22 protein-coding genes and 1 tRNA gene are annotated in these 21934 nt (G+C 61.3%); 8 read left to right on the forward strand and 15 right to left on the reverse strand.

The window, feature by feature from the left end; genetic code table 11:
• Positions 1-19 precede the first annotated feature (19 nt).
• Positions 20-583 (reverse strand): DUF192 domain-containing protein, encoded by a 564-nt coding sequence (locus HNQ71_RS00395; RefSeq protein ID WP_184870677.1) that lies wholly within the window; start codon positions 581-583, stop codon positions 20-22.
• A gap of 215 nt (positions 584-798) precedes the next feature.
• A complete protein-coding gene (locus tag HNQ71_RS00400; RefSeq protein WP_184872181.1) occupies positions 799-1395 on the reverse strand; it encodes a cold-shock protein in 597 nt (198 codons plus the stop codon).
• Between the two features lie 209 nt (positions 1396-1604).
• On the opposite strand from HNQ71_RS00400, the gene HNQ71_RS00405 reads away from it, so the two are divergent.
• Both HNQ71_RS00405 and HNQ71_RS00410 read left to right on the forward strand, forming a co-directional pair.
• Entirely contained in the window at positions 1605-2045 is a 441-nt protein-coding gene (locus tag HNQ71_RS00405) for a VOC family protein (RefSeq protein ID WP_095090732.1), read from the forward strand.
• A gap of 139 nt (positions 2046-2184) precedes the next feature.
• Positions 2185-2487 (forward strand): DUF2218 domain-containing protein, encoded by a 303-nt coding sequence (locus HNQ71_RS00410; protein ID WP_184870678.1) that lies wholly within the window; start codon positions 2185-2187, stop codon positions 2485-2487.
• Here HNQ71_RS00410 and HNQ71_RS00415 read toward each other — a convergent pair.
• Both HNQ71_RS00415 and ilvA read right to left on the reverse strand, forming a co-directional pair.
• Positions 2484-3044 carry a DUF1697 domain-containing protein gene (locus tag HNQ71_RS00415; RefSeq protein ID WP_184870679.1) on the reverse strand — a complete coding sequence of 187 codons (561 nt, stop codon included), beginning with the start codon at positions 3042-3044 and terminating at the stop codon, positions 2484-2486. The two genes, HNQ71_RS00410 and HNQ71_RS00415, sit on opposite strands and share 4 nt — an antisense overlap.
• Positions 3041-4297, reverse strand: coding sequence for a threonine ammonia-lyase IlvA (gene ilvA, locus HNQ71_RS00420; protein ID WP_184870680.1), 1257 nt, complete (start codon positions 4295-4297; stop codon positions 3041-3043). Before ilvA ends, HNQ71_RS00415 begins: the two co-directional genes overlap by 4 nt.
• A 204-nt stretch (positions 4298-4501) precedes the next feature.
• Here ilvA and HNQ71_RS00425 point away from each other — a divergent pair, with 204 nt between their 5' ends.
• The 3 genes from HNQ71_RS00425 to HNQ71_RS00435 all read left to right on the forward strand — a co-directional run bounded on the left by HNQ71_RS00425 (position 4502) and on the right by HNQ71_RS00435 (position 8382).
• Positions 4502-5905 carry an aminopeptidase P family N-terminal domain-containing protein gene (locus tag HNQ71_RS00425; RefSeq protein WP_184870681.1) on the forward strand — a complete coding sequence of 468 codons (1404 nt, stop codon included), beginning with the start codon at positions 4502-4504 and terminating at the stop codon, positions 5903-5905.
• A 98-nt stretch (positions 5906-6003) separates the two neighbouring features.
• Entirely contained in the window at positions 6004-7077 is a 1074-nt protein-coding gene (locus HNQ71_RS00430; protein ID WP_184870682.1) for an alpha/beta fold hydrolase, read from the forward strand.
• 141 nt (positions 7078-7218) lie between these two features.
• On the forward strand, positions 7219-8382 hold the full coding sequence (locus HNQ71_RS00435; protein ID WP_184870683.1) for an alpha/beta hydrolase: 1164 nt from the start codon (positions 7219-7221) through the stop codon (positions 8380-8382).
• A 24-nt stretch (positions 8383-8406) separates the two neighbouring features.
• Here HNQ71_RS00435 and ade read toward each other — a convergent pair whose 3' ends face one another.
• Both ade and HNQ71_RS00445 read right to left on the reverse strand, forming a co-directional pair.
• The gene (gene ade, locus HNQ71_RS00440; RefSeq protein ID WP_184870684.1) at positions 8407-10224 is read right to left on the reverse strand and encodes an adenine deaminase; all 1818 of its coding nucleotides are present in this window, start codon (positions 10222-10224) and stop codon (positions 8407-8409) included.
• Positions 10225-10329: 105 nt separating this feature from the next.
• On the reverse strand, positions 10330-10707 hold the full coding sequence (locus tag HNQ71_RS00445; RefSeq protein ID WP_184870685.1) for a SecDF P1 head subdomain-containing protein: 378 nt from the start codon (positions 10705-10707) through the stop codon (positions 10330-10332).
• A gap of 185 nt (positions 10708-10892) precedes the next feature.
• Here HNQ71_RS00445 and HNQ71_RS00450 point away from each other — a divergent pair, with 185 nt between their 5' ends.
• The 3 genes from HNQ71_RS00450 (at position 10893) to HNQ71_RS00460 (ending at position 13643) form a co-directional block, all read left to right on the forward strand.
• Positions 10893-11558, forward strand: coding sequence for an outer membrane beta-barrel protein (locus tag HNQ71_RS00450; protein WP_184870686.1), 666 nt, complete (start codon positions 10893-10895; stop codon positions 11556-11558).
• Between the two features lie 729 nt (positions 11559-12287).
• A complete protein-coding gene (locus tag HNQ71_RS00455; RefSeq protein ID WP_184870687.1) occupies positions 12288-12935 on the forward strand; it encodes a hypothetical protein in 648 nt (215 codons plus the stop codon).
• A gap of 622 nt (positions 12936-13557) precedes the next feature.
• Positions 13558-13643 (forward strand) — tRNA-Leu (locus tag HNQ71_RS00460).
• 144 nt (positions 13644-13787) lie between these two features.
• On the opposite strand, the gene HNQ71_RS00465 is transcribed toward HNQ71_RS00460, so the two are convergent.
• The 9 genes from HNQ71_RS00465 to HNQ71_RS00505 form a co-directional block, all read right to left on the reverse strand.
• On the reverse strand, positions 13788-13931 hold the full coding sequence (locus HNQ71_RS00465; protein ID WP_184870688.1) for a hypothetical protein: 144 nt from the start codon (positions 13929-13931) through the stop codon (positions 13788-13790).
• Positions 13931-14587 (reverse strand): hypothetical protein, encoded by a 657-nt coding sequence (locus HNQ71_RS00470; RefSeq protein ID WP_184870689.1) that lies wholly within the window; start codon positions 14585-14587, stop codon positions 13931-13933. Before HNQ71_RS00470 ends, HNQ71_RS00465 begins: the two co-directional genes overlap by 1 nt.
• Before the next feature lie 808 nt (positions 14588-15395).
• Positions 15396-16265: a hypothetical protein gene (locus tag HNQ71_RS00475; RefSeq protein ID WP_184870690.1), complete on the reverse strand. Its 870-nt coding sequence runs from the start codon at positions 16263-16265 to the stop codon at positions 15396-15398.
• On the reverse strand, positions 16252-16458 hold the full coding sequence (locus tag HNQ71_RS00480; protein WP_184870691.1) for a hypothetical protein: 207 nt from the start codon (positions 16456-16458) through the stop codon (positions 16252-16254). Before HNQ71_RS00480 ends, HNQ71_RS00475 begins: the two co-directional genes overlap by 14 nt.
• Before the next feature lie 73 nt (positions 16459-16531).
• Positions 16532-16831, reverse strand: a complete 300-nt coding sequence (locus tag HNQ71_RS00485) for a helix-turn-helix transcriptional regulator (RefSeq protein WP_184870692.1) — start codon at positions 16829-16831, stop codon at positions 16532-16534.
• A gap of 86 nt (positions 16832-16917) precedes the next feature.
• Positions 16918-17367 (reverse strand): hypothetical protein, encoded by a 450-nt coding sequence (locus HNQ71_RS00490; protein WP_184870693.1) that lies wholly within the window; start codon positions 17365-17367, stop codon positions 16918-16920.
• Positions 17364-18554, reverse strand: coding sequence for a tyrosine-type recombinase/integrase (locus tag HNQ71_RS00495; protein ID WP_184870694.1), 1191 nt, complete (start codon positions 18552-18554; stop codon positions 17364-17366). Before HNQ71_RS00495 ends, HNQ71_RS00490 begins: the two co-directional genes overlap by 4 nt.
• Before the next feature lie 347 nt (positions 18555-18901).
• Complete coding sequence (locus tag HNQ71_RS00500; protein ID WP_184870695.1) at positions 18902-19180, reverse strand: hypothetical protein; 279 nt, start codon at positions 19178-19180, stop codon at positions 18902-18904.
• 2101 nt (positions 19181-21281) lie between these two features.
• Positions 21282-21860 carry an NUDIX domain-containing protein gene (locus HNQ71_RS00505; RefSeq protein WP_184870696.1) on the reverse strand — a complete coding sequence of 193 codons (579 nt, stop codon included), beginning with the start codon at positions 21858-21860 and terminating at the stop codon, positions 21282-21284.
• Positions 21861-21934: the final 74 nt, after the last annotated feature.

Here is a 21934-nt window from a genome sequence, read left to right on the forward strand (position 1 = left end):
AGCGATCCCGCCTGCGCACTCAACCGGCACCGCCGTTGGGCGCATCGCCATTGTTGGATGGCGGCACGCCCGGACCAGACACCGTGCCAACGGCCGGATGGCGCAACAGGTCGCCATACTCGATGCCATTCCTGGCTGCGGTGCCAGCTTTCAGCTCGAGCACGAAACGCACCGGCACGCCAGGCGAAATGATGGCCTCGGATAGCGGCTCGCCGTGCTTGATCGCCCGGATCTTGCCATCCTGGCCCACAAAGATCAGATCAAGCGGCATCGGGGTGTTCTGCATCCAGAAGCCAACCTGCTGCTGGATATCGAAAACGAACAACATGCCATGGTCGTCCGCCATGTCCTGACGGTACATCAGCCCGGCCTCGCGCTCAGCGGCTGTGTTGGCGACTTCGATGGAAAAAGAACGATCGCCGCCTTTCGTCACCACAACCAGCGGCGCCGGATCGACCGGAAGGATCATCGCCCGGCTGTCGGCCGCGGTCGGCCGGTCGGAATAGAAGTAAGCACCCGCGGCCACGACCACGGCGACAATGGCGCACACCAAACCCGCGGTCAGCCAGTTCCTGTGAGCCATTCGCCATCCTCGACCGGAAAACGTCCTGGAGCGCGCCGCCTCGGGTCAGCCCCGTGGGCATGCTTTCGGGCGACATGCATTAGACCATGATCCCCAAAAGTGGAACCCGATTTTCTCGGACAAACGGAAACCGTTTGTCCAGAGATCATGGTCAAACAAAGAGGAGATGGAGCGCCATCCCGATCGGTCGGGATGGGCCACTTTGGGCGACTGATTTAGTGCGAGACCGGCAAGGTCCCCATGTCGGGGTGAATCTCGGCGGCCATAAGGCCTTTGTCGCCGCGCCCAAAACGAACCAGCACGACTTGCCCAGGCCGAAGCTCGGTGATGCCGTAACGGCGCAAGGTCTCCATGTGGACGAAGATGTCCTCGGTGCCCTCGCCGCGGGTGAGAAAACCAAACCCCTTGGTGCGGTTGAACCATTTCACCAAAGCGCGCTCGAGGCCGCTTTCCGGCGTCACCGCGATATGGGTGCGCTGCTCCTGCATTTCGGCCGGATGGACTGCGGTGGTGACGTCCATGGAGAGCACCCGGAAGGCCTGCAATCCGCGATCGCCATGCTTGACGAGGCAGACCACACGCGCGCCCTCCAGGGCAGTTTGGAAGCCGTCTTTTCGAAGACATGTCACATGGAGGAGGATGTCGCCGGATATGCCGTCATCCGGAAGGATGAAACCGTAGCCCTTGGCCACATCGAACCATTTGATGGCGCCGGCAATTTCGAGCAGATCGGCGGCGTCGCCGCCTTCGTCACGATGCAAGGCGTCGCCAAGGGTTCCGTTCCGCCCCGTCAAAGAGGCCTTTTCCCCCATAAGAATGCCCCCATATTTTTCAAGAAACACCGCAACTGATTCTTGACACCAGATTAACACCGCGGCTTCCGGTGTGTGCAAGACCTGACGTGCCTTTTTTGGGGGAATACCGGATTTGTTCTTTGCCGGCATTGCGCAGTGCCGAACGATTGCCCTTTGAACGGGTCGACCCTATGTTGCGCCGCAACGCAATTCATCGAGGAAATCACATGCGCTATCTGCACACCATGGTCCGCGTCGCCGACGTCGACGCCTCGCTCGATTTCTACTGCGCCAAGCTTGGCCTCAAGGAGGTGCGCCGCTACGAAAACGAGCAAGGCCGCTTCACGCTGATCTTCCTGGCCGCGCCGGAGGACGAGGAGAGCGGCGTCAACGAGAAGGCGCCGCTGGTCGAACTGACCTACAACTGGGATCCGGAAGACTACAAGGGCGGGCGCAATTTCGGCCACCTCGCCTATGAGGTCGACGACATCTACGCCACCTGCCAGCATCTGATGGACAATGGCGTCACCATCAACCGGCCGCCGCGCGACGGCAACATGGCCTTCATCAGGTCGCCGGATGGCATTTCGATCGAGCTCCTGCAGAAGGGCCCGGCCAAGGCCAAGGCCGAACCCTGGGCTTCGATGGCGAACACCGGAAGCTGGTAGGCCTCGACCCCGGGCGAAAAATCGCCGGCAGCCTTTGGCGGTTTGCGCGACAGCACCTATCTACCGCGCTGTCGCGCCAGCCTGGCAAGCCTGGAGCCATGTCAAGCAATGGGCGCCTGCCCTCCCGGAGAGTTCACTGATGCCGACCAGCCATGCCGATGTCGCCACCGAACATGCCAGCCGCTATCTGCAGCAGCTGTGCAAGCATTGGGCGCACAAATTCCCCGTCGAGTTCGATCCGCACCATGGGACCATCGATCTCTCGCTGGGCCGCACGGTGATGGATGCCGATGCGAGCGCGCTGCATATCACTGTTTCTACCAAGGAAGGCGAATCGCTCGAGCGTCTGGAAAGTGTTGTTGCCGATCACATCAAACGCTTTGCTTTTCGCGAAGAACTGGCGTTCGACTGGAAGCCCGCAACAGCAGCGCAATCGACCTAAGCTCCGCCGGCCTGGCCGGCCATCTCCAGCAGCGCCAGCACCGAACGCCAGTTGCGCGCGGTGCCCGGCACCTTCAGCGTGCGCGGGATCAGCCCGGCAAAAACCGATTTGCCGAGCCCGTCCGGCGCGTGCAGGTAAAGCACGTCGCCCTTGATCTCGAATCGTTCGGGGCCAGTGCACTTTTCGGTCAGCCGCGCCACCTCATCGGCGGTCGGCTCGCGCTCCAGCACATAGGCGTGGAGCTTCGTATGGTCCGCAGCCACTTCCGGATAGGGATTTTCGCTCACCAGCCGCTCGAACCAGCCGAGATCGCGCACCATGATGCGCGAATGGAATCCCCATTTTTTCTCGAAGGCTGCTTCGATCTGTTTGGTCAGCGTCGCCGCGTCACCCTTTTTCGCCCGAAAAACGGTATTGCCGCTCTGCACATAGGTGGCGACATCGGAAAAGCCGAGATCCTCGAAGAACGACCGTAGCTCCGCCATCTTGACGATGCGGTTGCCGCCGACATTGATGCCGGAAAACAGCGCAACGAAGCTTTTTCCCTGATCAGTCATATGATGAACCCGGCCAGCGTCTCGTTGTCGGTGATATCCTGGTACTGGACGCCTTCGGCCTCGAAATTCGCCTTGAGCAGGTCGAAATTGCGGCGATCCTTGGTTTCGATGCCGATCAGCACCGAGCCGAAATTGCGTGCCGATTTCTTCAGATATTCGAAGCGGGCGATGTCGTCGTCAGGCCCAAGCAATTCAAGGAAATCGCGCAACGCGCCCGGCCGCTGCGGAAAGCGGATGATGAAATATTTCTTCAGGCCCTCGAAGCGCAGCGCCCGTTCCTTGACGTCCGGCAGCCGCTCGAAATCGAAATTGCCGCCTGAAACCACGGCGACGATTGTCTTGCCCCTGATTTCCTTCCTGGAAAAATCCTTCAGCGCGTCGATCGCCAGCGCGCCGGCCGGCTCCAGCACGACGCCTTCGACGTTGAGCATCTCGATCATGGTCGCGCAAAGCCGGTTTTCCGGGATCAGCCGCACCGTGTCGGCCGCAAAATCCTTGAGGTGCCGCAACGGCTCGCGGCCGATTTCGGCAACCGCCGCGCCATCGACGAAATTATCGACCTTGGCGAGTTTCAGGCGCTTTCCGGCAGTGAGGCTCTCGCGCAGGCTTGGCGCGCCGGCCGGCTCGCAGAAGACGAAGCGCGCTTCGCGGCCCTGATCGGCGAAATAGTGGGTGACGCCGGCGGCGAGCCCGCCGCCGCCGACTGGCAGCATGATGATGTCGGGCATGCGGACGCCCGGCATCTGGTCGGCGATCTCATAGGCGACGGTCGCCTGGCCCTCGATGATGTCCTTGTGATCGAAGGGCGGCACCATGTGGGCGCCGGAGCTTTCGGTGAATTCGAAGGCGGCGCGGTAGCAATCGTCGAAAAAGTCGCCGACCAGCCTGATCTCGACGAAATCGCCGCCGAACAGCCTGGTCTTGTCGATCTTCTGCTGCGGCGTCGTCACCGGCATGAACACGACGCCCTTCTTGCCGAAATGGCGGCAGACGAAAGCGAAGCCCTGCGCATGGTTGCCGGCGGAAGCGCAGACGAACAGTTCAGCCTCGTTGCCGGCGGCAAGCGTCTTGCGGAAGAAATTGAAGGCGCCACGGATCTTGTAGGAACGCACCGGCGACAGATCCTCACGCTTCAGCAGCACCCGCGCACCGGTCTTTTTCGACAGGTAGTCGTTCTCCTGCAGCGGCGTTTCCGGAAAGATCTGGCGGATCGCCGCGGCAGCGGTGGCGACGCGGGAAGAGAAACTGTTCATCGGAAAACCACCTCGCACCGCCTGTTGTCCGCGGACATCTATCATCGATCGGGCCGCGCACCGGCTGTTTGTTGCACGCCCTGTCGTCGTGCGGCCGATTCCGCCTATTGCATATCCGGGTCCGCGACGCCATTGTCCGGCCAGTCATGCCCCTCTGCAACGGGCATTCGCAGAATCCTTGCAAGCACTTGGAGGCGTTTGTTCATGCCTGTCGCTTCGGTCGGCCTGAAATCCATGTCCTTGCCGGAATTCGGCGAGCCGACGGTGATGCCGCTGGTTAAGCGCGCCACCCACGAAGCCCGCATCGCGGCGCTGACGGCATTGGGCGCCAAGGCCGGCCTCGATGCCTTCGCCATCTATGGCGATCGCGAACACGCGGCCAACGTCGCCTATCTCTCGGGCTACGATCCGCGTTTCGAGGAAACGCTGCTGGTCATCGTTCCCGGCAAGCAGCCAAGACTTCTCGTCGGCAATGAAGGCTGGGGCTATGCCGAACTCTGCGACGGACCTTACGAGCGCGTCCTCTACCAGACCTTCTCGCTGCCGGCGCAGCCGCGCGACCGCTCGGATGCGCTTCCCGACATCCTCGCCGATTGCGGCCTGATGCCCGGCCAGCGCATCGGCGCCATCGGCTGGAAGCCGTTCGGCGCGGGCGATGCCGGCCTTGGCGAGACGGCGCTCGACCTGCCCTCCTTCATCGCCGATACGCTGCGCGCGCTTGTCGGCGACAAGGGCGCGGTCGTGAACGCGGCCAACCTGCTGATGAACCCCACCGACGGGCTGCGCTCCATCAACGAGGCCGACCAACTGGCTGCGTTCGAGTTCGCCGCGACGTTCACCTCGCAGGGGTTGCGTAATGTCCTGCAAGGCATCGAGCCCGGCATGACCGAACTGCAGGCGGCCCGGCTGATGGGCATGAACGGGCTGCCGCATGGCTGCCATCCGATGCTATCGGCGGGCAAGCGCGCCGCCTATGGCCTGCCCAGCCCGCGCCTCGACGTCATCCGGCGTGGCGACCCGATCACCATGGCCTACGGCATCCAGGGTGCGCTCAATGCACGCGCCGGCTTCCTTGCCGAGGAAGCATCCGAACTTCCGCATGCCATCCGCGACTATGTCGAAAGACTGGTCGCGCCCTATTTCGCCGCTGTCGTCGACTGGTACGAAGCGATCGGCATCGGCACCACGGGAGGCACGCTGTGGAGGGCGGTGCATGACCGCATAGGCGATCCGTTCTTTGGTGTTTCACTCAATCCCGGCCATCTCGTCCATATCGACGAATGGATGCATTCGCCGGTGTTTTCCGGCTCCGACATCAGACTGCGATCCGGCATGGCGCTGCAGGTCGACGTCATTCCGGCGACCGGCAGCGCCTATTTCACCACCAATATCGAGGACGGCATCGCGCTCGCCGACGAGCCTCTGCGCGAGGAGATCGCGGCGCGCTATCCCGAGGCCTGGAGGCGCATCGAGGCGAGACGCGGTTTCATGGCGGATGTACTCGGCATCCACCTCAAGCCGGAGGTGTTGCCCTTCTCCAACATTCCGGCGTTTCTGCCGCCGTTTTGGCTTTCGCGCAACAGTGCGATGACTGTGACCGGGCGCTGACCACATTTCGGCTGGATGCGACTTAGTTCTGCCGCACTCTGGCTGTCCGGGATGTCGCGGGGGTAGGCAGGCCTTTTGGCCGGAGTTGGAATTTCTGAGTGCCTTTGAAGAATATCTTTGCCGTTGTCCTTATCTTGCTCGTCGCCGGCTGCGCCGGCACGCAAACCCAGGAACTGCTTGGCAGCGCCATCGTCGCGACGCCGGTGACTGAGATCGCCGGCAACCACAGCATCTTCATCGCCACGACGCGCAAGAAATCCGACGATCCCAACAAGGTCTTCGACGGCGAGCGCTCGGCCACGCTGAATTACGCCCGCGTCACCGTCACGGTGCCAGGCTCCCACCAGACCGGCCAGATCGAGCGCCGTTCGCGCGGCAAATCCGACGACCCGGCGAAATATTTCATGGCGTCCGAAGTCGTCGGGTACGACGCACAGCCGAAGTTCTCCAGCGCGCTCAATGCCGACATCGCGGCGCGCGGCGGCCGCGTCATGGTCTTCGTCCATGGTTACAACACCGGCTTCGATGATGCCGTCTACCGCTTGACCCAGATCGTCCACGATTCCGGCTATCCGGGCACGCCGGTGCTGTTTTCCTGGGCCTCCGGCGCCAAGACCACCGACTATGTCTATGACAAGGAAAGCGCCAGCGCGGCCCGCGACCAACTCGAAGTGACCTTGAGGATGCTGGAGCAGTCCGGAGCGCGGCGCATCGACATCGTCGCCCATTCGATGGGAACCTGGGTGACGATGGAAACTCTGCGCCAGATGGCCATCAGCGGCGACCGCGATCTCGGCGGCAAGCTCGGCGACGTGGTGCTGGCCTCGCCCGACATCGATGTCGATGTGTTTAAGAGCCAGATGCGACGCTACGGCAAGCCTGACAAGCCGTTCATCCTGCTGCTCTCCGACGACGATCGGGCGCTCAGGCTCTCCGGCCTGATTGCCGGCTCGCGGCCACGCGTCGGCGACTACAAGGATGCCGCCGATCTTGCCTCCTACGGCGTGACCGTGGTCGACCTTTCAAAGGTCAAGGGAAGCGATAGCTTCAACCACACCAAATTCGCCGACAATCCCGAACTGGTGAAGATGATCGGCCAGCGGCTGCGCGACGATGACGGTTTTGCCAGCGATCGCGACGTGACCGATCGCATCGGCCTGCTCGGGCAATAGACGAAATCCCACGATTTTGCCGTGCCTGTTCAGCATTGCAGACGTCTAGGCTCACTTTGAACTGGACCGCGCCGCCCTCTGGCTTTATCGGAATATCCAGCGACGTCATGCGTTTGACGTCCCCCTTTGCGGAGCCGGCGTGTGACCGTGCGTTCGAAGAGCTGCCTTGTCGTCGCATTCGCGCTCGCTGTCACTGGCTGCGCCGGCCAGAAAACCCATGATCTGCTCAACAAGACGACGATCACGGTGCCCGCTTCCGACATCGCTGCGACGCATGAGATCTTCGTTGCCACCACCCGGCAGAGGGCAACAAAGAACCCGCGACAGGTCTACGACGGCGACCGCTCGCTGACCACCAGCTTTGCCCGCGTCGACGTGACCGTTCCCAAAAGCCATCAGGTCGGCGCCATCGAGCGGGTTAAGGGATCCGCAAACAGCAATCCGGCCAAGGATTTCACTGCCAAGGACGTGACCTTCTATGAAGGCGCGCCGCAATTCGCCAAGGCGGTCGGTGCCGACATCGCCATGCGCGGCGACCGTGCATTGGTTTTCGTGCACGGCTTCAACAACGGCTTCGACGACGGCATCTACCGGCTGACGCAGATTGCCCACGACACGAAATATCCCGGCACGCCGGTGCTGTTTTCCTGGGCGTCAAGCGGCAAGACGACGGGCTATATCTACGACAAGGAAAGCGCCAACGCGGCGCGCGACGACCTCGAGGCGACGCTCAGGATGCTGGCCAAGACGCGGGTCAAGAGCATCGACATCATCGCTCACTCGATGGGAACCTGGGTGACGATGGAAGCGCTGCGGCAGCTCGCCATCTCCGGCGATCGCGATCTTGGCGGCAAGCTCGGCTATGTCATCCTGGCCTCACCGGACATCGATGTCGATGTGTTCAAGAAGCAGATGATCCGCTACGGCAAGCCGGACAAGCCGTTCGCCATCCTGCTCTCCGACGACGACCGCGCGCTCAAGCTGTCTTCCCTGATCTCTGGCGACAAGCCGCGCGTTGGCGATTACAGCAATGCCGCCGACCTTGCCAGCTATGGCGTGGTCGTGGCGGACCTGACCAAGACCAAGGGCGGCGACCGTTTGAACCATGCGAAATTCGCCGACAACCCGATCCTGGTGCAACTGCTCGGCGACCGGTTGCGCACACCGGCCGCCCTACGACCGGACGAGCCCGACGCGGCGCAGTTCAACAACATCGGGCAAGGCCTAGGCAAGGCCGTCGGCTCCGTCGCCGAGATCGTCATCACCACGCCGTTCAAGGTGCTGACCGTTGCCACTGGCGGGTGATCAGCCGAGCGCCGGCGCCTGATCTCAGACGAAAAGATCGACCTTCTGGAACGTCGTCACGTCGATCAGCCCGACGTCGGAAATCCTAAGTTCCGGAATGACGACCAGCGCCAGCAGCGAGTGCTGCATGTAGGCGTTGTTCAACGAACAGCCCATCTTGCGCATCGCTTCGGTCAGCTTCTCGGCCTTAGCAGCGACGATTTCCGCCCGCTCGTCCGACATCAGCCCGGCGATCGGCATTTCGACCAGCGCCAGTTCCTTGCCCTTGGAGAACAGCACGACGCCGCCGCCGACCTCGCCCAGTCGGTTCACGGCCAGGGCCATGTCCTGCTTGTTGGTGCCGACGACGATGATGTGGTGCGAATCGTGCGCCACGCTGGAGGCCATCGCGCAGTCGCCCATGTAGCCGAAGCCGGAGACGAAGGCGTTGGTGACGCCGCCTGTGCCCCGGTGGCGCTCGACCAGCGCGATCTGGCAGATATCGTTGCGGCGATCCATGGCGACCAGCCCGTCCTCGACCGGCAGGTCGGCCTCCAATGCCCGCGTCGGCGCCTGGTTCTCGATGACGCCGATGACGCGCACACGGACCTCGTTGGCGCCCTTGGGAGCCGCGATGTCGAAGTCGCCGGCCTTGAGTTTCTTGCCGAGCTTGACGGTGTTCTTGGCCGTCTTCGGGTAGTCGTAGGCCGGAATGTCGATTTCGAGCTTGCCGCCCTTGGCCAGCCTGACGCCACGCGCGTAGACCTCGTCTATGGTCATCGCCGAGAGATCCGAGACGATCAGCAGGTCGGCCAGCCGCCCCGGCGCGATCGAGCCGATCTCGCGCTCGAGTTTGAAGTGCTGGGCGGTGTTGAGCGTCGCCATCTGGATTGCCGTTACAGGCTTCAACCCTTGCTGGATGGCGTGGCGCACCACCCGGTCCATATGGCCTTCATGGACCAGCGTACCGGAGTGGCTGTCGTCAGTGCACAGGATGAAGTTGCGCGGATCGATGCCGCTCTCCGTCACCGCCTTGATCTGCGAGGCGACGTCATACCAGGCCGAGCCCAGCCGCAGCATCGCCTTCATACCCTGGCGCACGCGCGCAATGGCATCCTCGGCCCGCGTGCCCTCGTGGTCGTCTTCCGGCCCTCCGGCGACGTAGCCGTGGAACGGCAGGCCGAGATCGCGCGAGGCATAGTGTCCGCCAACCGTTTTCCCCGCTTTCACGGTCGCCGCGATTTCGCCAGACATGACCGGGTCGTTGGCGGCGACGCCGGGGAAATTCATCACTTCACCCAGCCCGATGATGTTTTCCCACGTCATCGCTTCGGCGACATCGGCGACCGTCAACTCGGCGCCGGCATGTTCCAGCCCTGGTGCCGAAGGCACGCAGGACGGCATCTGCACATGCACGTTGACCGGCATCGCGACGGCTTCGTCATGCATCAGCCGCACGCCGGGCAGGCCCAGCACATTGGCGATCTCGTGCGGATCGATGAACATAGAGGTGGTGCCGTGCGGAATGACGGCACGGCAGAACTCGGTGACCGTCACCATGCCGCTCTCGACATGCATGTGCGCGTCGCAGAGGCCGGGGACCAGATAACGCCCGCCGGCGTCGACCACCTTCGTGCCCTGGCCGATGGCATGGCTGGCGTTCGGCCCGCAATAGGCAAAGCGCCCGCCGGCAATGGCTATATCGGTGCCGGCGATGATCTCACCCGAATGGACGTTCACCCAGCGCCCGTTGCGGATGACGAGATCGGCGGGTTTGCGACCCATGGCGACATCGACCAGCTGCGTCGCCATCTCGGTCCAGGGTTTGGGTTTCGTCGCATGCGCCGACGGCTTCTTGGCCATGAAAGACTCCTGTTTGCCCGACTGTGCCAAGCCAGTGTGGTTTTGACCAGCATCAAACTGGGACCTGTTGCGCCATGACAAAGGCCGTTCGGCCTTTCACGAAGATTACTGCGCGCTGACGTCGACCGTGGCTTTCGCCCTTCCGGCCGAAATTTGTTCGGCGAGACGCCTGAGTTCGCCCTTGGCGAACCTCCCGCTGATCATGACCTCGCCGCCGAGGATGGGTTCGACCAGCCGCGGCGACATCACGACGCTGCCGCCGACGCTGAGGTCGATCGTCTTCCCGACATTCGCCTTGGTGAAAGCGGCGAATGCCCGTCCACTGTCCGGCGTCATCTTGAGATTGAGCGCCACTTGTCCTGGCGCCGCATCGGGTACGACCACGGCCTTGGCGATGGCCAGCGTCAATGGCTCGGCCATGGCGAGGCCGCAGGCTAGCAGCACGACGGCTGTTGCAGCGATCGTGCCAAACAGGACGCGCATCAGGATTTTTCTCCACAAACCGTTGATCTTGCACGGCGACGCTGCCGCGGCAATGCCGCTTGTCTCCGGTCTGGCGGCACCGGGCTTGCGAGCGGCATCGGCCAGAAATAAGATTCCGTTTTGTCGTAAACCGGGTTACCCTCCCGGCAAGGGCCTTTCTGAAACGCCATTTCGGGGAGTTCGATGTGCGTCGCCTGATGGTCGCAACTGCCGGTTTTCTCGCTGCCCTGGCCGTGCCGGCTTTCGCAGCCGACCCAACGGTCGACGTGCCGATGACCGCGCCCGGCTTCGACTGGACCGGCTACTACGCCGGCCTGCAGGCCGGATATGGCTGGGGCCAGTCCGATATCACGGGGACAGAGGGCGAGCCGTTTTCCGTCTCGCCTGACATCGACGGCGGTTTTGTCGGCGGCCATATCGCCGGCCTGTGGCAGTTCGACCAGGCAGTGATCGGCGCCGAGGCAGACCTCAACTATTCCTCGGTCGACGGCACGACCGAGGCGGAGCCGGGAAACACTTTCGGCACCGACGTCAAATGGTTCGGATCAATTAACGCCAAGGCTGGCTACGCAGTGGACCGGCTGCTCGTCTACGGCATCGGCGGCATCGCCTTCGCCGGCATCGAAACCTCGCAAGCGACAGCCACGGCGTTCGACAGCTCACGCACGAGTGTCGGCTGGGCAGTTGGTGCCGGCGTCGACTACGCGCTGACCGACAAGTTCGTCGTCGGCGCCCAGTATCGCTACTACGATTTCGGCTCGGAGCACTTTGACGCGTCCGGCGATTTCACCGACCGCGACCAGGATGTGAAGCTGAACACGGTCGGCATCAATTTGAGCTACAAGTTCTGAGCGTCACCAGCGGCCCGGCGCTACCCGGCCAACGGCCGCAGCTCGAGGAGCGCTCTTTGGTGGAAGGGCGGCCGACGCCCCCAGTTGGGCGGGGTAATGGGTTGGGCTGAGAAGCGCCGGCCTGGGCGGGTTTGATCCGCCGACTGTTATCATACCAGTACCTGCGGCGCGCATAATTCCGTGATCGCACCAGTATGTTCAAACTGCCCGGTCTGTTTTCCGCATTCAGCCGTGGCCAAGAACACAACTCGACGGCCTGCATCTGGCATCTGAAAAAGGCGGGCCTGCGGATGTGGCGGAATTGGTGGACGCAAGGGATTTTAGAACGCGGGCTAGGCCCTCCCGACGCCCCTCGCGGTCTTGCCTAGCCCTGTTTTCCGGGCTTTGCAGGCGCAACCTATGCCCGACATTTCTATCAATCCCTACCCCTTCCCTGCTCTTCCGGTGCCAATTGCGGGGCCAAATGAAAAGCCCGCCACCGAGGCAGCGGGGCGTTGGTGGCGCGGCATACCTCATCCGGCTGTACCTCATAGTGCCATCTTGCATTTTGCGTTCTTCCCTGCACTCCATCAGCAGCGGCCCGCTTCAGGGGAACGCTCAAAGCTGGTTGACCAGGGGAGAGGTTGACCAGGATTTGTTCAAGTGCCACGAGGGACGTACCTCGCGTTTCCGCCTTGAAGAGGCCCGCCGTCGTTAGCCAGGCGGGCCAAGACGAGAAGGAGAACGAACTTGGACACCTTATTGGCGCTTGCCGCTCTGGCCGTATCTCTGGTTGCACTTGGCATGTCCGTCTACTTCTGGAGGCGACAATTTCGCCCGATCGTAACGGCTGCGGTCAAAACTCACAGCGGCGGAAACGATGGGATTGCCTACAATCTCGTGGTGCTGAACTCTGGATCAATTCCCGCGAAAAATATCCGCCTGATCGTTCACGACCAGGCCGGCCTCAAAGCGGCGCTCGGAGTCGGTGCCAGTGAGGATGCCAAAATGCGGTGGCTGGCGTGTTTCACTCAGTCGACGGAAATTCCACTCCTCCAAAACGGCGATAAGACGACCTGCTCGTTTGGGATGACGCATAGCGATCCGCGGCAAAGTTTTTGGAAACCGCAAGCCCAGTTTTGGATCCGCATTGAATATGAAGGTTGGTTCGGCGCTAAGTACGACTCGGACCCACTTAACGTCTTGCAGATCGCCGACTCGGACAACTTTACCGGAGGGATGTGGGCACCGATGAGAAACCCGCCACCAGGGACAGCGGGAATCTCTCAAACTGGGTCGAAATTCAGATTCCGTCCACCGTCCGGCATTCCTCGGGCATCTCCCCAGCGTCCTGTTCGCCATCCTCGATCAACGCGGTACCATCGACCTTCATCGTGAGCCGCTGATCGGTTCCCAGGGTCCAGCCGAGTGATGTCTCGTCTGTCCTTGTCGTGCGGCTCGTCCAGCACGTCGCCGCCGTGCTCGTTTTCGGCTTCGCACTCGTCTTTGCTTGGGAACGTGGCGTGCTCCCGTGCCCAGCGCTTCTTGGGTCTTATTCCGTACTTCTCATGGAAAGCGCTGCTGATCGTCCCCACGGGCTTTCCCGTGACGTTGGATGGCGTTCGCAGGCGCCATGCTCGCAGTCGCTGTCCGGCTCATAGTCGCTGCATGGCGCTACGCGATCGATCGACTGAGAAAGCCGGCCGGAGAGGAAGCCGCCCTACCGTCGAGTTCCCCAAGGTGCGGTTCCACGACCTCAGACCCCCCATGCTTCCGCACTGATCGCCAGCGGGCTCGATGTGGTTGCAATCAGCCGTCGTCTAGGGCATGCGTCACCTGTGGTCACGCTGTCAGTCTACGCCCATCTGTTCACACGGTCGGACGAAGATGTTGCAGCGGCGATTGAAGCCGCGAAGAGAACGGGCGCAAAACAGTATTCCGGCCTTTCAGTGGCAATCCGGTGCCAAGCGGGCTTGAATGGCTGGACCTATGTACGCTTAAGTGCTTGTAATCGCGGCCTGCGGACGTGGCGGAATTGGTAGACGCAAGGGACTTAAAATCCCTCGATCTCTGATCGTACGGGTTCGATTCCCGTCGTCCGCACCACGTTGAAATCAAAACATAATCTGCATTCTATCGAATTGCTGGCTACCCTGACGAAACCGTATCTGGGTAGCCGTAGGGGTAGCCGCGCAACGAAAAAAAGCCCGCCACCGTGGCAGCGGGCCATTCTTCCATCTGGTGGAAATTTCAGGCCACGAAGGCGGCGATAACCGCTTCCCTCGTCATGGTCCTATGCCCCTCGGCCATGTCATAGCGGCGCAATAGCTCTGTCAGCGAGATCGTGCCGGCTCTCACGTAGCTGCCGCGTCCTGTCGGGATTAGCGCGCTCATCATGCCACCTCGCAGAGCGAAGAGAGGCACGCAACAAGATCGTCGCCATCTACATCAACGCCCACGCGTTGATGAGTGCGAATGATGCAGGCCGCCTTAGCCCTGACATCTTCGATGGTCTCGCAGGGATGGATCATTACTGCCGCTAGCGCCGCTCTGGCTTCCTCGAAGGCCTCGTCGGACTCGTTGAATGCCTCGACGTACCCGCTCGCCTTAACATAGGCTTCCTGCTGTCGAAGCGACGTCAACCCTTCGCTGCGTGCGGTTGCGATGTCAGCCATCCATCGATTGTATGCGGCGCGGTCCATCATGCTGGAAGCAAAAGACTCCTCAACGCGCCCCAGTTTGCGGGCGATCTCGGCTTCGAGTTCTGCGGACGAACCGAAGGGCTTAGGCCGATGTGACCAGATGGACCTAACCCCACCCGGTGCCGTCCACTTCGGAAAAAGTCTGTCACCCAGTGCTTCGGCAATGGCGGTTTCGCGTGCGTGGCAAGCGCTATATTGGTCTTCGGCCGACTGGCAGGCTAAGAGAGCATCTTGCAAGCTCGTAGTGATCGGCGACAGGCCTGGAGCGGCCGGCGCCGCTATAGAGCCCCCTATGGCCGGAATAGAGGCAATTGCGCCAAGCGCGGCGCGACGTGTGATCATGGTCATGTGCATTCCCTCTCATTGTTGAGGGAAGCCAAAGGCAACGCCTAGCGAATCGTGATCGGAATGATAAATCTATGGTCGGTCACTTCGAGGCCCTGCAAGGCTTCCGGTGGCAAGTGCCGGTCGGCAGTTAACGCTGTCGACCGGTGCGCCTACGATGTTCTCATTCGCTGAAATCGTCAAGCCGCTCCTTTCGGGGAGACCGCTTGCGCGCGCGCCTCGTTTGCGCAATTGTTGGCCGGGGAAATAAACGGGAGGGGTTTTACTGTGCCGCATAGGATGAAGACGTCGATACTTGCAGCAATTCTGATTGTCGCGTCGAGCGTATTTGCCGTAGCCGAACAGACCGATTCGTCGACATGTGAAATCCTAGCTGGACCGTCAGATGAAGCGGCTGCAGGTACTCGCAAATTTGTCAAAGCGCTTGAAGGGGCGAACTACGCATCTGCCCGGCCACAGTTGCATGGCAGGGAGCTTGAAGCTTTCGACGCCATGGTGGCAGCCAAAGATCAGGTACTCGGACCGTTGAAAGAATTCACAGAACGGTTCGAGGATTTTGCGTACCTCATGCGGCGATGCGCTCGTTAAAGGTGCCCTAGCGCGCGCGTTCTTGCTGGCCGCCATCCTACACCGGCGAAGCGTCCCGCGCGTCCTGGCGCCCGCCTGTGGCCGCGTTTGCCAGCGCATCCAAGCCCGCTCGGCCTCTTGCCTGTAACCGGCCGGCATGGGCTGCCAATCGGCCGGCGGGATTCGCATGGTCCACTTGGGATCACGAAAGCCCCAATGCTCGAGCCCGACCATCTGCGAGCCGTCAAACCAGACAGATACATTCAGCTTGGGAAAATGCAGCACCTTCGCCTGCCACCAAACCCGCTCGATCTCGTAGCCTGCGCCGTCGGCCCAGCGAGACCAGCCGCGGCGCGAATGCGTCCAGAGAAACGGCGTTGTTGGACAGGTCGAAATCACCGCAATGGTAGATGAACGTCGGGACGTCCAGGCTGGCGATGTACTCGGCTGCGCTGTGCAGGAATGAAAGGCTAGCGTAGCCGCGCGCCACCATCAGCGGCACGTCATAGAGCGCCGTGATCGGCTGCACGACGCCGGCAAGCGCGTCCTTTTCGAGCCAGACTTCGACGTAGGAACCGGCATCCGTCCACAACGACTTGCGGTAGAATCTGGCCGTGTCGTTGAGAGCCTGCTCGATGCTGTCGAACGTCCGTGGTTTCCGCTGCCAACGCGTGTTGTCCGCCAGCCAGTCGTAAGGCAGCATTCCCGACTTGCGCATCTGCACCAGGTCGGTTTGCACCTTGGTGTAACCGGCCTCGCTCTTGTCGACGATGCCGCGAACCGTGGCCTGGTAGAACACTTGGCGGACCGTCATGGGCCTCATCTCCCTGACGATCGTCCAAAGCCTTAACCGCCGATCCTCCATGTCAGCGCGAGTGGCGCGTTTCCGCTTTATCGGGCTAGCCTGATAAACATCGTGGTTGGCGATTTTGCCCGCCGAGAAGAGCACGTCTTCGAATATGTCGGCGAAGATATCGAGCACCGCGCTGCGTTCTTGCGAGCCCTCACCGTCTGCGGTATTCTGATACCCGTCGATTTGGTCCGCACCTGTCGATGTCCCCGATGCGCCTGCCGCCTGCCCAGCGGTGGGCGATCGTGTTTCAGGAGGTCGCATCGGCGCCTCCTGCCCTGATCTTGTTGGCCAGCGCAATCGCTTCGCATGCGCCTTGCGGGCCGACATCTGGAAAGCGTTCGCGGATCTCGACGACGGCAGCCCGAGGACGCTCGGACTTCGGCGTTTCGATCAGCCAGCGCGCTATCATCTGGGTTTGAAAATTTGGTTCGAGGTCCACTTGCGGCATCGTCATGGCGCCCATCCCATTGCCAGGACGAGGATTACGGCGATCGCGGCGGCGGAGAGGATGTAGGGAGCGGCGCGCGTCATGCTGCCACCTGGACGTATCGGCTCGCCAGATATCTGCACACGTCAGCGCGCGCGTATCGAACCGCCTTTGGCGACAATCTCATGAAATTCGGGCCGCCGCCGCGATGGCGTTGCTTTTTCACTGAAAGCGGGCTGATGCCCTGGATCGCCGCCAAGTCTTCGGAATCGAACACCGCCGGCAATTGGTCGTCGGCTGCGAGGCGTTCATAAAGATCGAGGCCGGAAAGACCTTGCGAGGTCCAGAATGCAATGCGGGCGGAAAATGCCTGTGCTGCTTGATTGTCCATGCGGTCCACCTTTGTGTTCAGGTGGAGCCCAATCTAACCACAAAGGCTCGCTTGGCTACAATAAAGCAGTCCGCGAAACCTATGCCTTGCGCGGACTATCGGACCGGCTGGAAGTCTGGATCGTTCGCATCCCGCCGGGCGTATGCGGCCGTTTTAAGCGTGGCGAACAAGTCAGGATTGTGCTTTTCGATGCTCTGAACCGCCCTCAGAGCCTCATAAAATGCAGTTCGGCCAATACCGAACTTCTTTTGTGCAACGGTCAATACCGCCTCTCGATTGTCGTCAAAGATGCAGCAATGCCTATGAACAAAATTGCGTAACTCATAGTTTGGCTTCTCTCTTGGCCGGTTTGGCTTACCCCGCTTAATAACCAGCTTCACACCAGTAAGAGAGTTCTGGGTGTTCGGGTCTATGTGCTCTGCCAGGAGAGCCAGAAAGGTTTTGCTTGGCGATCCTGACTGGAGCACCTTAGCGATGGCGCGCAAGCCGCCATCGCCGCTGTACCGCAGATCGTTGAAGCACATGAAGTCGGGATCGTCACTCATCGGCCGAGTTCCTTGACGTCCGCCGATGGCTTCTGCAGTACGTTCATTGCATCGGCAGTACGTTGGGCGCCGCGTCGGCCAAGGCTCTCTGCGCGGGCAACGTAGCGCCCTGTCATGGCCAGTGTTTTCCAGCCGAACGCCTCCCGTAACTCATGTGCCTCGGCGCCGCTCAGAGCAGCCCATGTGGCAGCCGTATGGCGCAATGCGTGGGGCGTGATGGCTTTGATCTTTGCCGCCTCGCAAACGCCGGTCAGGACTTCGCGGAGGCGCTTGTAGGAAACTGGCTGCGTTCCCTTCCTTCCCGAAAAGACATAGCCGACGCGGTGCGCTTGCTGATCGATAATGGTCGCACCATCGGTCGAGAGCGCGCGGGCAGATGCTCCAGTCTTGGTGTCGGGAAGGCGAACGACGAGGCGCGGCAAGTCGACCATGTCCCACGTCATCAATCGGCCTTCCGAGACGCGCCAGCCGGACACGGTGAGGAACCGGAGCAGATCGGCATGGGTACCGGTTACGTTGGCCAAGGCTTTGACAAACTTTGGGAGGTCCGTCTCGTCGAGCCATTCCTCCCGCGCCGTTTCCTTGTTCCTCCGAACACCCATGCACGGGTTATCCTTGCGCCAGCCAAGTTCCATTGCCCTGCCCATCATTACGGACAGCACCGCCAGCGATCGATTTGCATCGGTCGGGTTGCCGTGTTTCTTGGCATGGAAAGATCGCACCATCTCGGGCGTGATGTCGGCAACGCGTCGGCCTTTGAATGTCGGCAAGAGATTGCGCCTAATGCGACCGCGGTAGTCCTTGCGCGTCTCGGGCTTTTTCTTCTCGATGTGCGTCGTCTCAAAATCCTTGATGAGATCCTCGAATATCGGCTGCGCCTTTTTCGCTGCCCGAGCCGCTGCTGGATCGTCGCCCCGATCAATCGCCTGGAGCATGCTCTGAGCCTCGGCGCGCGCCTTCTCGGCCGGATAGGTCGCATGATCGCCGATGATGATCTTGCGACGCTTGCGGGCGCCGTCACGGCCGGGAAGTTCCTGAAAGACAAGGAAGGTCTTTGACGCCTTGCCGTCGGCCTTGCGGCGAAGCCTGAGAGCGAAGCCGGCGAGCTTGCTGTCGCGGATCACCAGTTCGTCGCGATTGCGTGGCAGAACAGCCGAATTGACGAAATTGTCGGAAAGAACTGGCATTGCCTTGTCTCCCTTGGGTAGCCGTGCGGGTAGCCGCAACGTGTCTACGCAAGGGAACGTATCGGAACATATAGGGACTGTAAACCCTCGGCTTTCCCTTTATTCACAAGGCATTTGAGTTGATATGGATACCCAAGGGTAGACGGCTAGAAAGAGACTTAAAATCCCTCGATCTCTGATCGTACGGGTTCGATTCCCGTCGTCCGCACCACACTTGGCTGCCGCGCCTCCAGGCAAAAGTCTCCCTCGGACGAACCAGGGACCGCAGCCGAACGATGCCGGCGCGCAGTGTCGCCAGCGGCTTGGCGAAAAGGCTTTTCGCGGCCTCTCCGGTGAGGCGAGCGCCCTTACTTGATATAAACAAGCACGTAGCGGTTCTTGTAGGGCTGGTAATACTTCGTCCCGCATTTCCAGACCACGGCGCCACCGCTGTAGGTGGTCTTCACACATCCTTTGGGCAGGGTCGTGATGTAGATGGTCGTCCTCTGGATCACGACCGTTTTTGCTTCCGCCGGGTTGACGAGGCGAAAGCCCAAAATGCCGTCAAAGCCGTCGCCGGCCACCGAAGAGATCGCGAGCAAACCACAAGTGGCGACCGCGCTATAGAACGAACTGCGACTGATCATAAGCTTTCCCCTTCCCTCTACTTGCCGCTCTGGCAGCCTACCAGCAACGCGCAAGACCTCAAAGGACTAAAAATCTCTTGATCTCTGATCGTGCGGGTTAGATTCCCGTTGTCCGCACCATGTTGAAATCAACGCTCAATGAAGAAGCCCGCCACGGTCAGGCAGCGGACCTTTCGTCGCGCCACTGCGATCAGGAATTCTTATCGCCATTTGGATTTGGTGCCGGTGCCTCTCGCACGTCTCGCGGTGGCGGATCGACATGTTTGGGCTCCGGCGATGCTTCCTCGTCGGGACGACGGAGTGTCTTCTTCGTATCAGGCTTCGGTGGCGGATCGTTGACTTTGCTTGGCATGTCCACTTCCTCCCATCCCACTGAAACCGGATCACCGCTCTCTTGTTCCGTGAGACGGTTAAAAGGCTCGCCGTGTGAGGCACGGCTGTACCTCATCCGGGTGTACCTCATAGAGCCATCTTGCATTCGGGGTTCGTCCCTCACACTCCGTCGGCAGCGGCGCGCTTCAACCTTTCGGTGGTAGCCCTTCATGCGGATGCGCTCTGGCTCTTGCATTAGCTCGAGCGCATGCTTCGGGTCAGCCAGCACAGCGCCTCCTCGAGCCCGGACTGGTTAGGCCCAGCGGCCACCGCTGCTAGTCCCCTAGCAAGTCGCTGGGCCGCCCCGGGAAGAATGCACTCCCGTCCGCGCTTCCTTAGGCGCGATCTCCTCGATCCTCACCTTGTCGCCGGTCTCCCTTGCCGCCGCCAGCGCTTTGGCCTGTCTTTGGTGGTCCACCACGGTCCGCCAATGCGGCTTATCGAGAACGCTCGGTTGCGGCCGGTTTGTGCTTCCACCTTTTGCTACTTCCTTCGTTCATATGGGTGTGTTCCTCTTATATTAGCAGTAGCATATATATCGTCGCCAGCCGGCGCCGCCCCAACCCGCCCCGCCGGTCAGGCCCAGCCGCCTAGCTGCCGGTCACAACTAGCAACCAGGCCGCTGGGCCGCCCCGCCCGGGTCGTGTCCCACCGCATAGTCGGCATGATCCAAACGGCAAAAATGCAGGCTCCGCGCCACTCGCTGAAATCGCCAGACACGTCCCGCACCAGTTTCCCAATGCATCGACTCGCGATCCGGGCCGACCTGTCGATCAGCGCCTGGACATCCAGCTTTGTGGAATTGCGGCACGGCGGCCATTAGCAGGGGAAAACGTCCGAACAGGCTTCTGTTGCAGGATAGCTAATATTAGGTTGGCTTCAGCCGGCTTGCCCCAACAAGAAGCCCCAAGCCGGCTAGGCTCGGCGGCCTCTCGTCACCCCGATCGGCTGTCGAGCCGCCTGAAGGCTGATGGCAGAACGAAAAGCCTCGCCGCTCCATTTGCGAAGCGGCGAGGCCCCCACCCACCCCAATGCCGGCCCCAACACCCGGCATTGCTGACAGTGCAAATCTGGTGCCAACCGCAAATGACCCATTATGGGACATCTGCGTGCATCAGTTTAGGCGGCCGTCGTCCAGGATTGGTCCGGCCGGAATCGCGCGTGGGCGCAGGCGTGGCACGGTTCTTGCTCCGACAGCTTTAGACATGCCGGGCGCAAGACGCTGTTCCACATCGACACCGGCGTGTGAGGTTGGGACAATGATGTCGCGCAAGCTTCTGTTCGGCCTTCCCGCAGTGTTCCTGGTCACGGCCCTGGGGGTAGCCCTCTTGTCGTCAGAGACCTCATGGGAATTTCTGACGGCGATCCAATCCGATTCGGTCTTTTGTTCAAGCGGTCCATCACGCGAGACCGTATCGGCGTCGGCTTCAACGTCACGGACTTTGCCGTCATGTGGATAGCACAGCCAAAATTCGGAAACGAACAGCCTCCTGCGGCGGCGTCTTACCGAGATTGGGTCACGGCACGTTTGGCTTTGATCACTCGGCTGGCATCGGCCTTTCGCGAATTCGTTGCACCACGCTACCGGCCGGAACTTCACTATATGCGCGGCCCCGGGCCGGCCTCCGCGCGCCGGGCGCGCGAACGCTGAATATCCACGGCCAACCGCCCTTGTTCGGCCATCGATCCGAGGCCAGCCTGGCGACAGGATGCAGGCGCCAGAAATCGATCAAACAGGAATCGGATTAAGCTTCAGATGCTGGATCAGGATGATGGTCTTGGCGTCGATGATACGGCCATCGGCAATGCCTGCCAGTGCCTCGTCGAGCGGCATTTCCAGCACTTCGATGTCCTCGCCCTCTTCCGGTGCGCCGCCGCCGGCCGAGATGCGGTCGGCAGGCGAATAGCGGGCGACGAAGAACCAGAGCCGTTCGGTGACGCTGCCCGGGCTCATATAGGGTGAAAACAGCCGTTGCACGTTCTGCAGCCGGTAGCCCAGCTCTTCCTCGGCCTCCTTGCGGATACAGGTTTCCGGATCGTTTTCGTCCAACAGGCCGGCACAGGCCTCGATCAGCGGCTCGCGATGGCCGGTGACGTAGGCGGGATAGCGGAACTGGCGCACCAGAAGCACGGTCGAGCGCGAGGGATCGTAAGGCAGGATCACCGCGCCGTCGCCGCGATCATAGGTCTGGCGGATCTGCGTTTCCCACTGTCCGTCACGCCGGCGATAGTCGAGGACGGTCTTTTTCAGGACAGCCCAGTCGTCCGAGAGGATTTCCTCCGAACGGATGCGAATGCGATCTTCCATCATGGTCTCCATGCTACCCAGTCGAGGCGTAGCCGCGAACCGGCATTTGCGCAATGCAGGCAATCGGTCCAAAA

This window comes from Mesorhizobium sangaii, from assembly GCF_014207355.1.
In the GTDB taxonomy this organism is placed as follows: Bacteria; Pseudomonadota; Alphaproteobacteria; order Rhizobiales; family Rhizobiaceae; genus Mesorhizobium; species Mesorhizobium sangaii.

Excerpts from the sequence above, each read along its gene's own strand:
- HNQ71_RS00395 (WP_184870677.1), bottom strand. The coding sequence starts at position 583 with ATGGCTCACAGGAACTGGCTGACCGCGGGTTTGGTGTGCGCCATTGTC.
- HNQ71_RS00400 (WP_184872181.1), bottom strand. The coding sequence starts at position 1,395 with ATGGGGGAAAAGGCCTCTTTGACGGGGCGGAACGGAACCCTTGGCGAC.
- HNQ71_RS00405 (WP_095090732.1), top strand. The coding sequence starts at position 1,605 with ATGCGCTATCTGCACACCATGGTCCGCGTCGCCGACGTCGACGCCTCG.
- HNQ71_RS00410 (WP_184870678.1), top strand. The coding sequence starts at position 2,185 with ATGCCGACCAGCCATGCCGATGTCGCCACCGAACATGCCAGCCGCTAT.
- HNQ71_RS00415 (WP_184870679.1), bottom strand. The coding sequence starts at position 3,044 with ATGACTGATCAGGGAAAAAGCTTCGTTGCGCTGTTTTCCGGCATCAAT.
- ilvA (WP_184870680.1), bottom strand. The coding sequence starts at position 4,297 with ATGAACAGTTTCTCTTCCCGCGTCGCCACCGCTGCCGCGGCGATCCGC.
- HNQ71_RS00425 (WP_184870681.1), top strand. The coding sequence starts at position 4,502 with ATGCCTGTCGCTTCGGTCGGCCTGAAATCCATGTCCTTGCCGGAATTC.
- ade (WP_184870684.1), bottom strand. The coding sequence starts at position 10,224 with ATGGCCAAGAAGCCGTCGGCGCATGCGACGAAACCCAAACCCTGGACC.
- HNQ71_RS00445 (WP_184870685.1), bottom strand. The coding sequence starts at position 10,707 with ATGCGCGTCCTGTTTGGCACGATCGCTGCAACAGCCGTCGTGCTGCTA.
- HNQ71_RS00465 (WP_184870688.1), bottom strand. The coding sequence starts at position 13,931 with ATGAGCGCGCTAATCCCGACAGGACGCGGCAGCTACGTGAGAGCCGGC.
- HNQ71_RS00470 (WP_184870689.1), bottom strand. The coding sequence starts at position 14,587 with ATGACCATGATCACACGTCGCGCCGCGCTTGGCGCAATTGCCTCTATT.
- HNQ71_RS00475 (WP_184870690.1), bottom strand. The coding sequence starts at position 16,265 with ATGCGACCTCCTGAAACACGATCGCCCACCGCTGGGCAGGCGGCAGGC.
- HNQ71_RS00480 (WP_184870691.1), bottom strand. The coding sequence starts at position 16,458 with ATGACGATGCCGCAAGTGGACCTCGAACCAAATTTTCAAACCCAGATG.
- HNQ71_RS00490 (WP_184870693.1), bottom strand. The coding sequence starts at position 17,367 with ATGAGTGACGATCCCGACTTCATGTGCTTCAACGATCTGCGGTACAGC.
- HNQ71_RS00495 (WP_184870694.1), bottom strand. The coding sequence starts at position 18,554 with ATGCCAGTTCTTTCCGACAATTTCGTCAATTCGGCTGTTCTGCCACGC.
- HNQ71_RS00500 (WP_184870695.1), bottom strand. The coding sequence starts at position 19,180 with ATGATCAGTCGCAGTTCGTTCTATAGCGCGGTCGCCACTTGTGGTTTG.
- HNQ71_RS00505 (WP_184870696.1), bottom strand. The coding sequence starts at position 21,860 with ATGGAAGATCGCATTCGCATCCGTTCGGAGGAAATCCTCTCGGACGAC.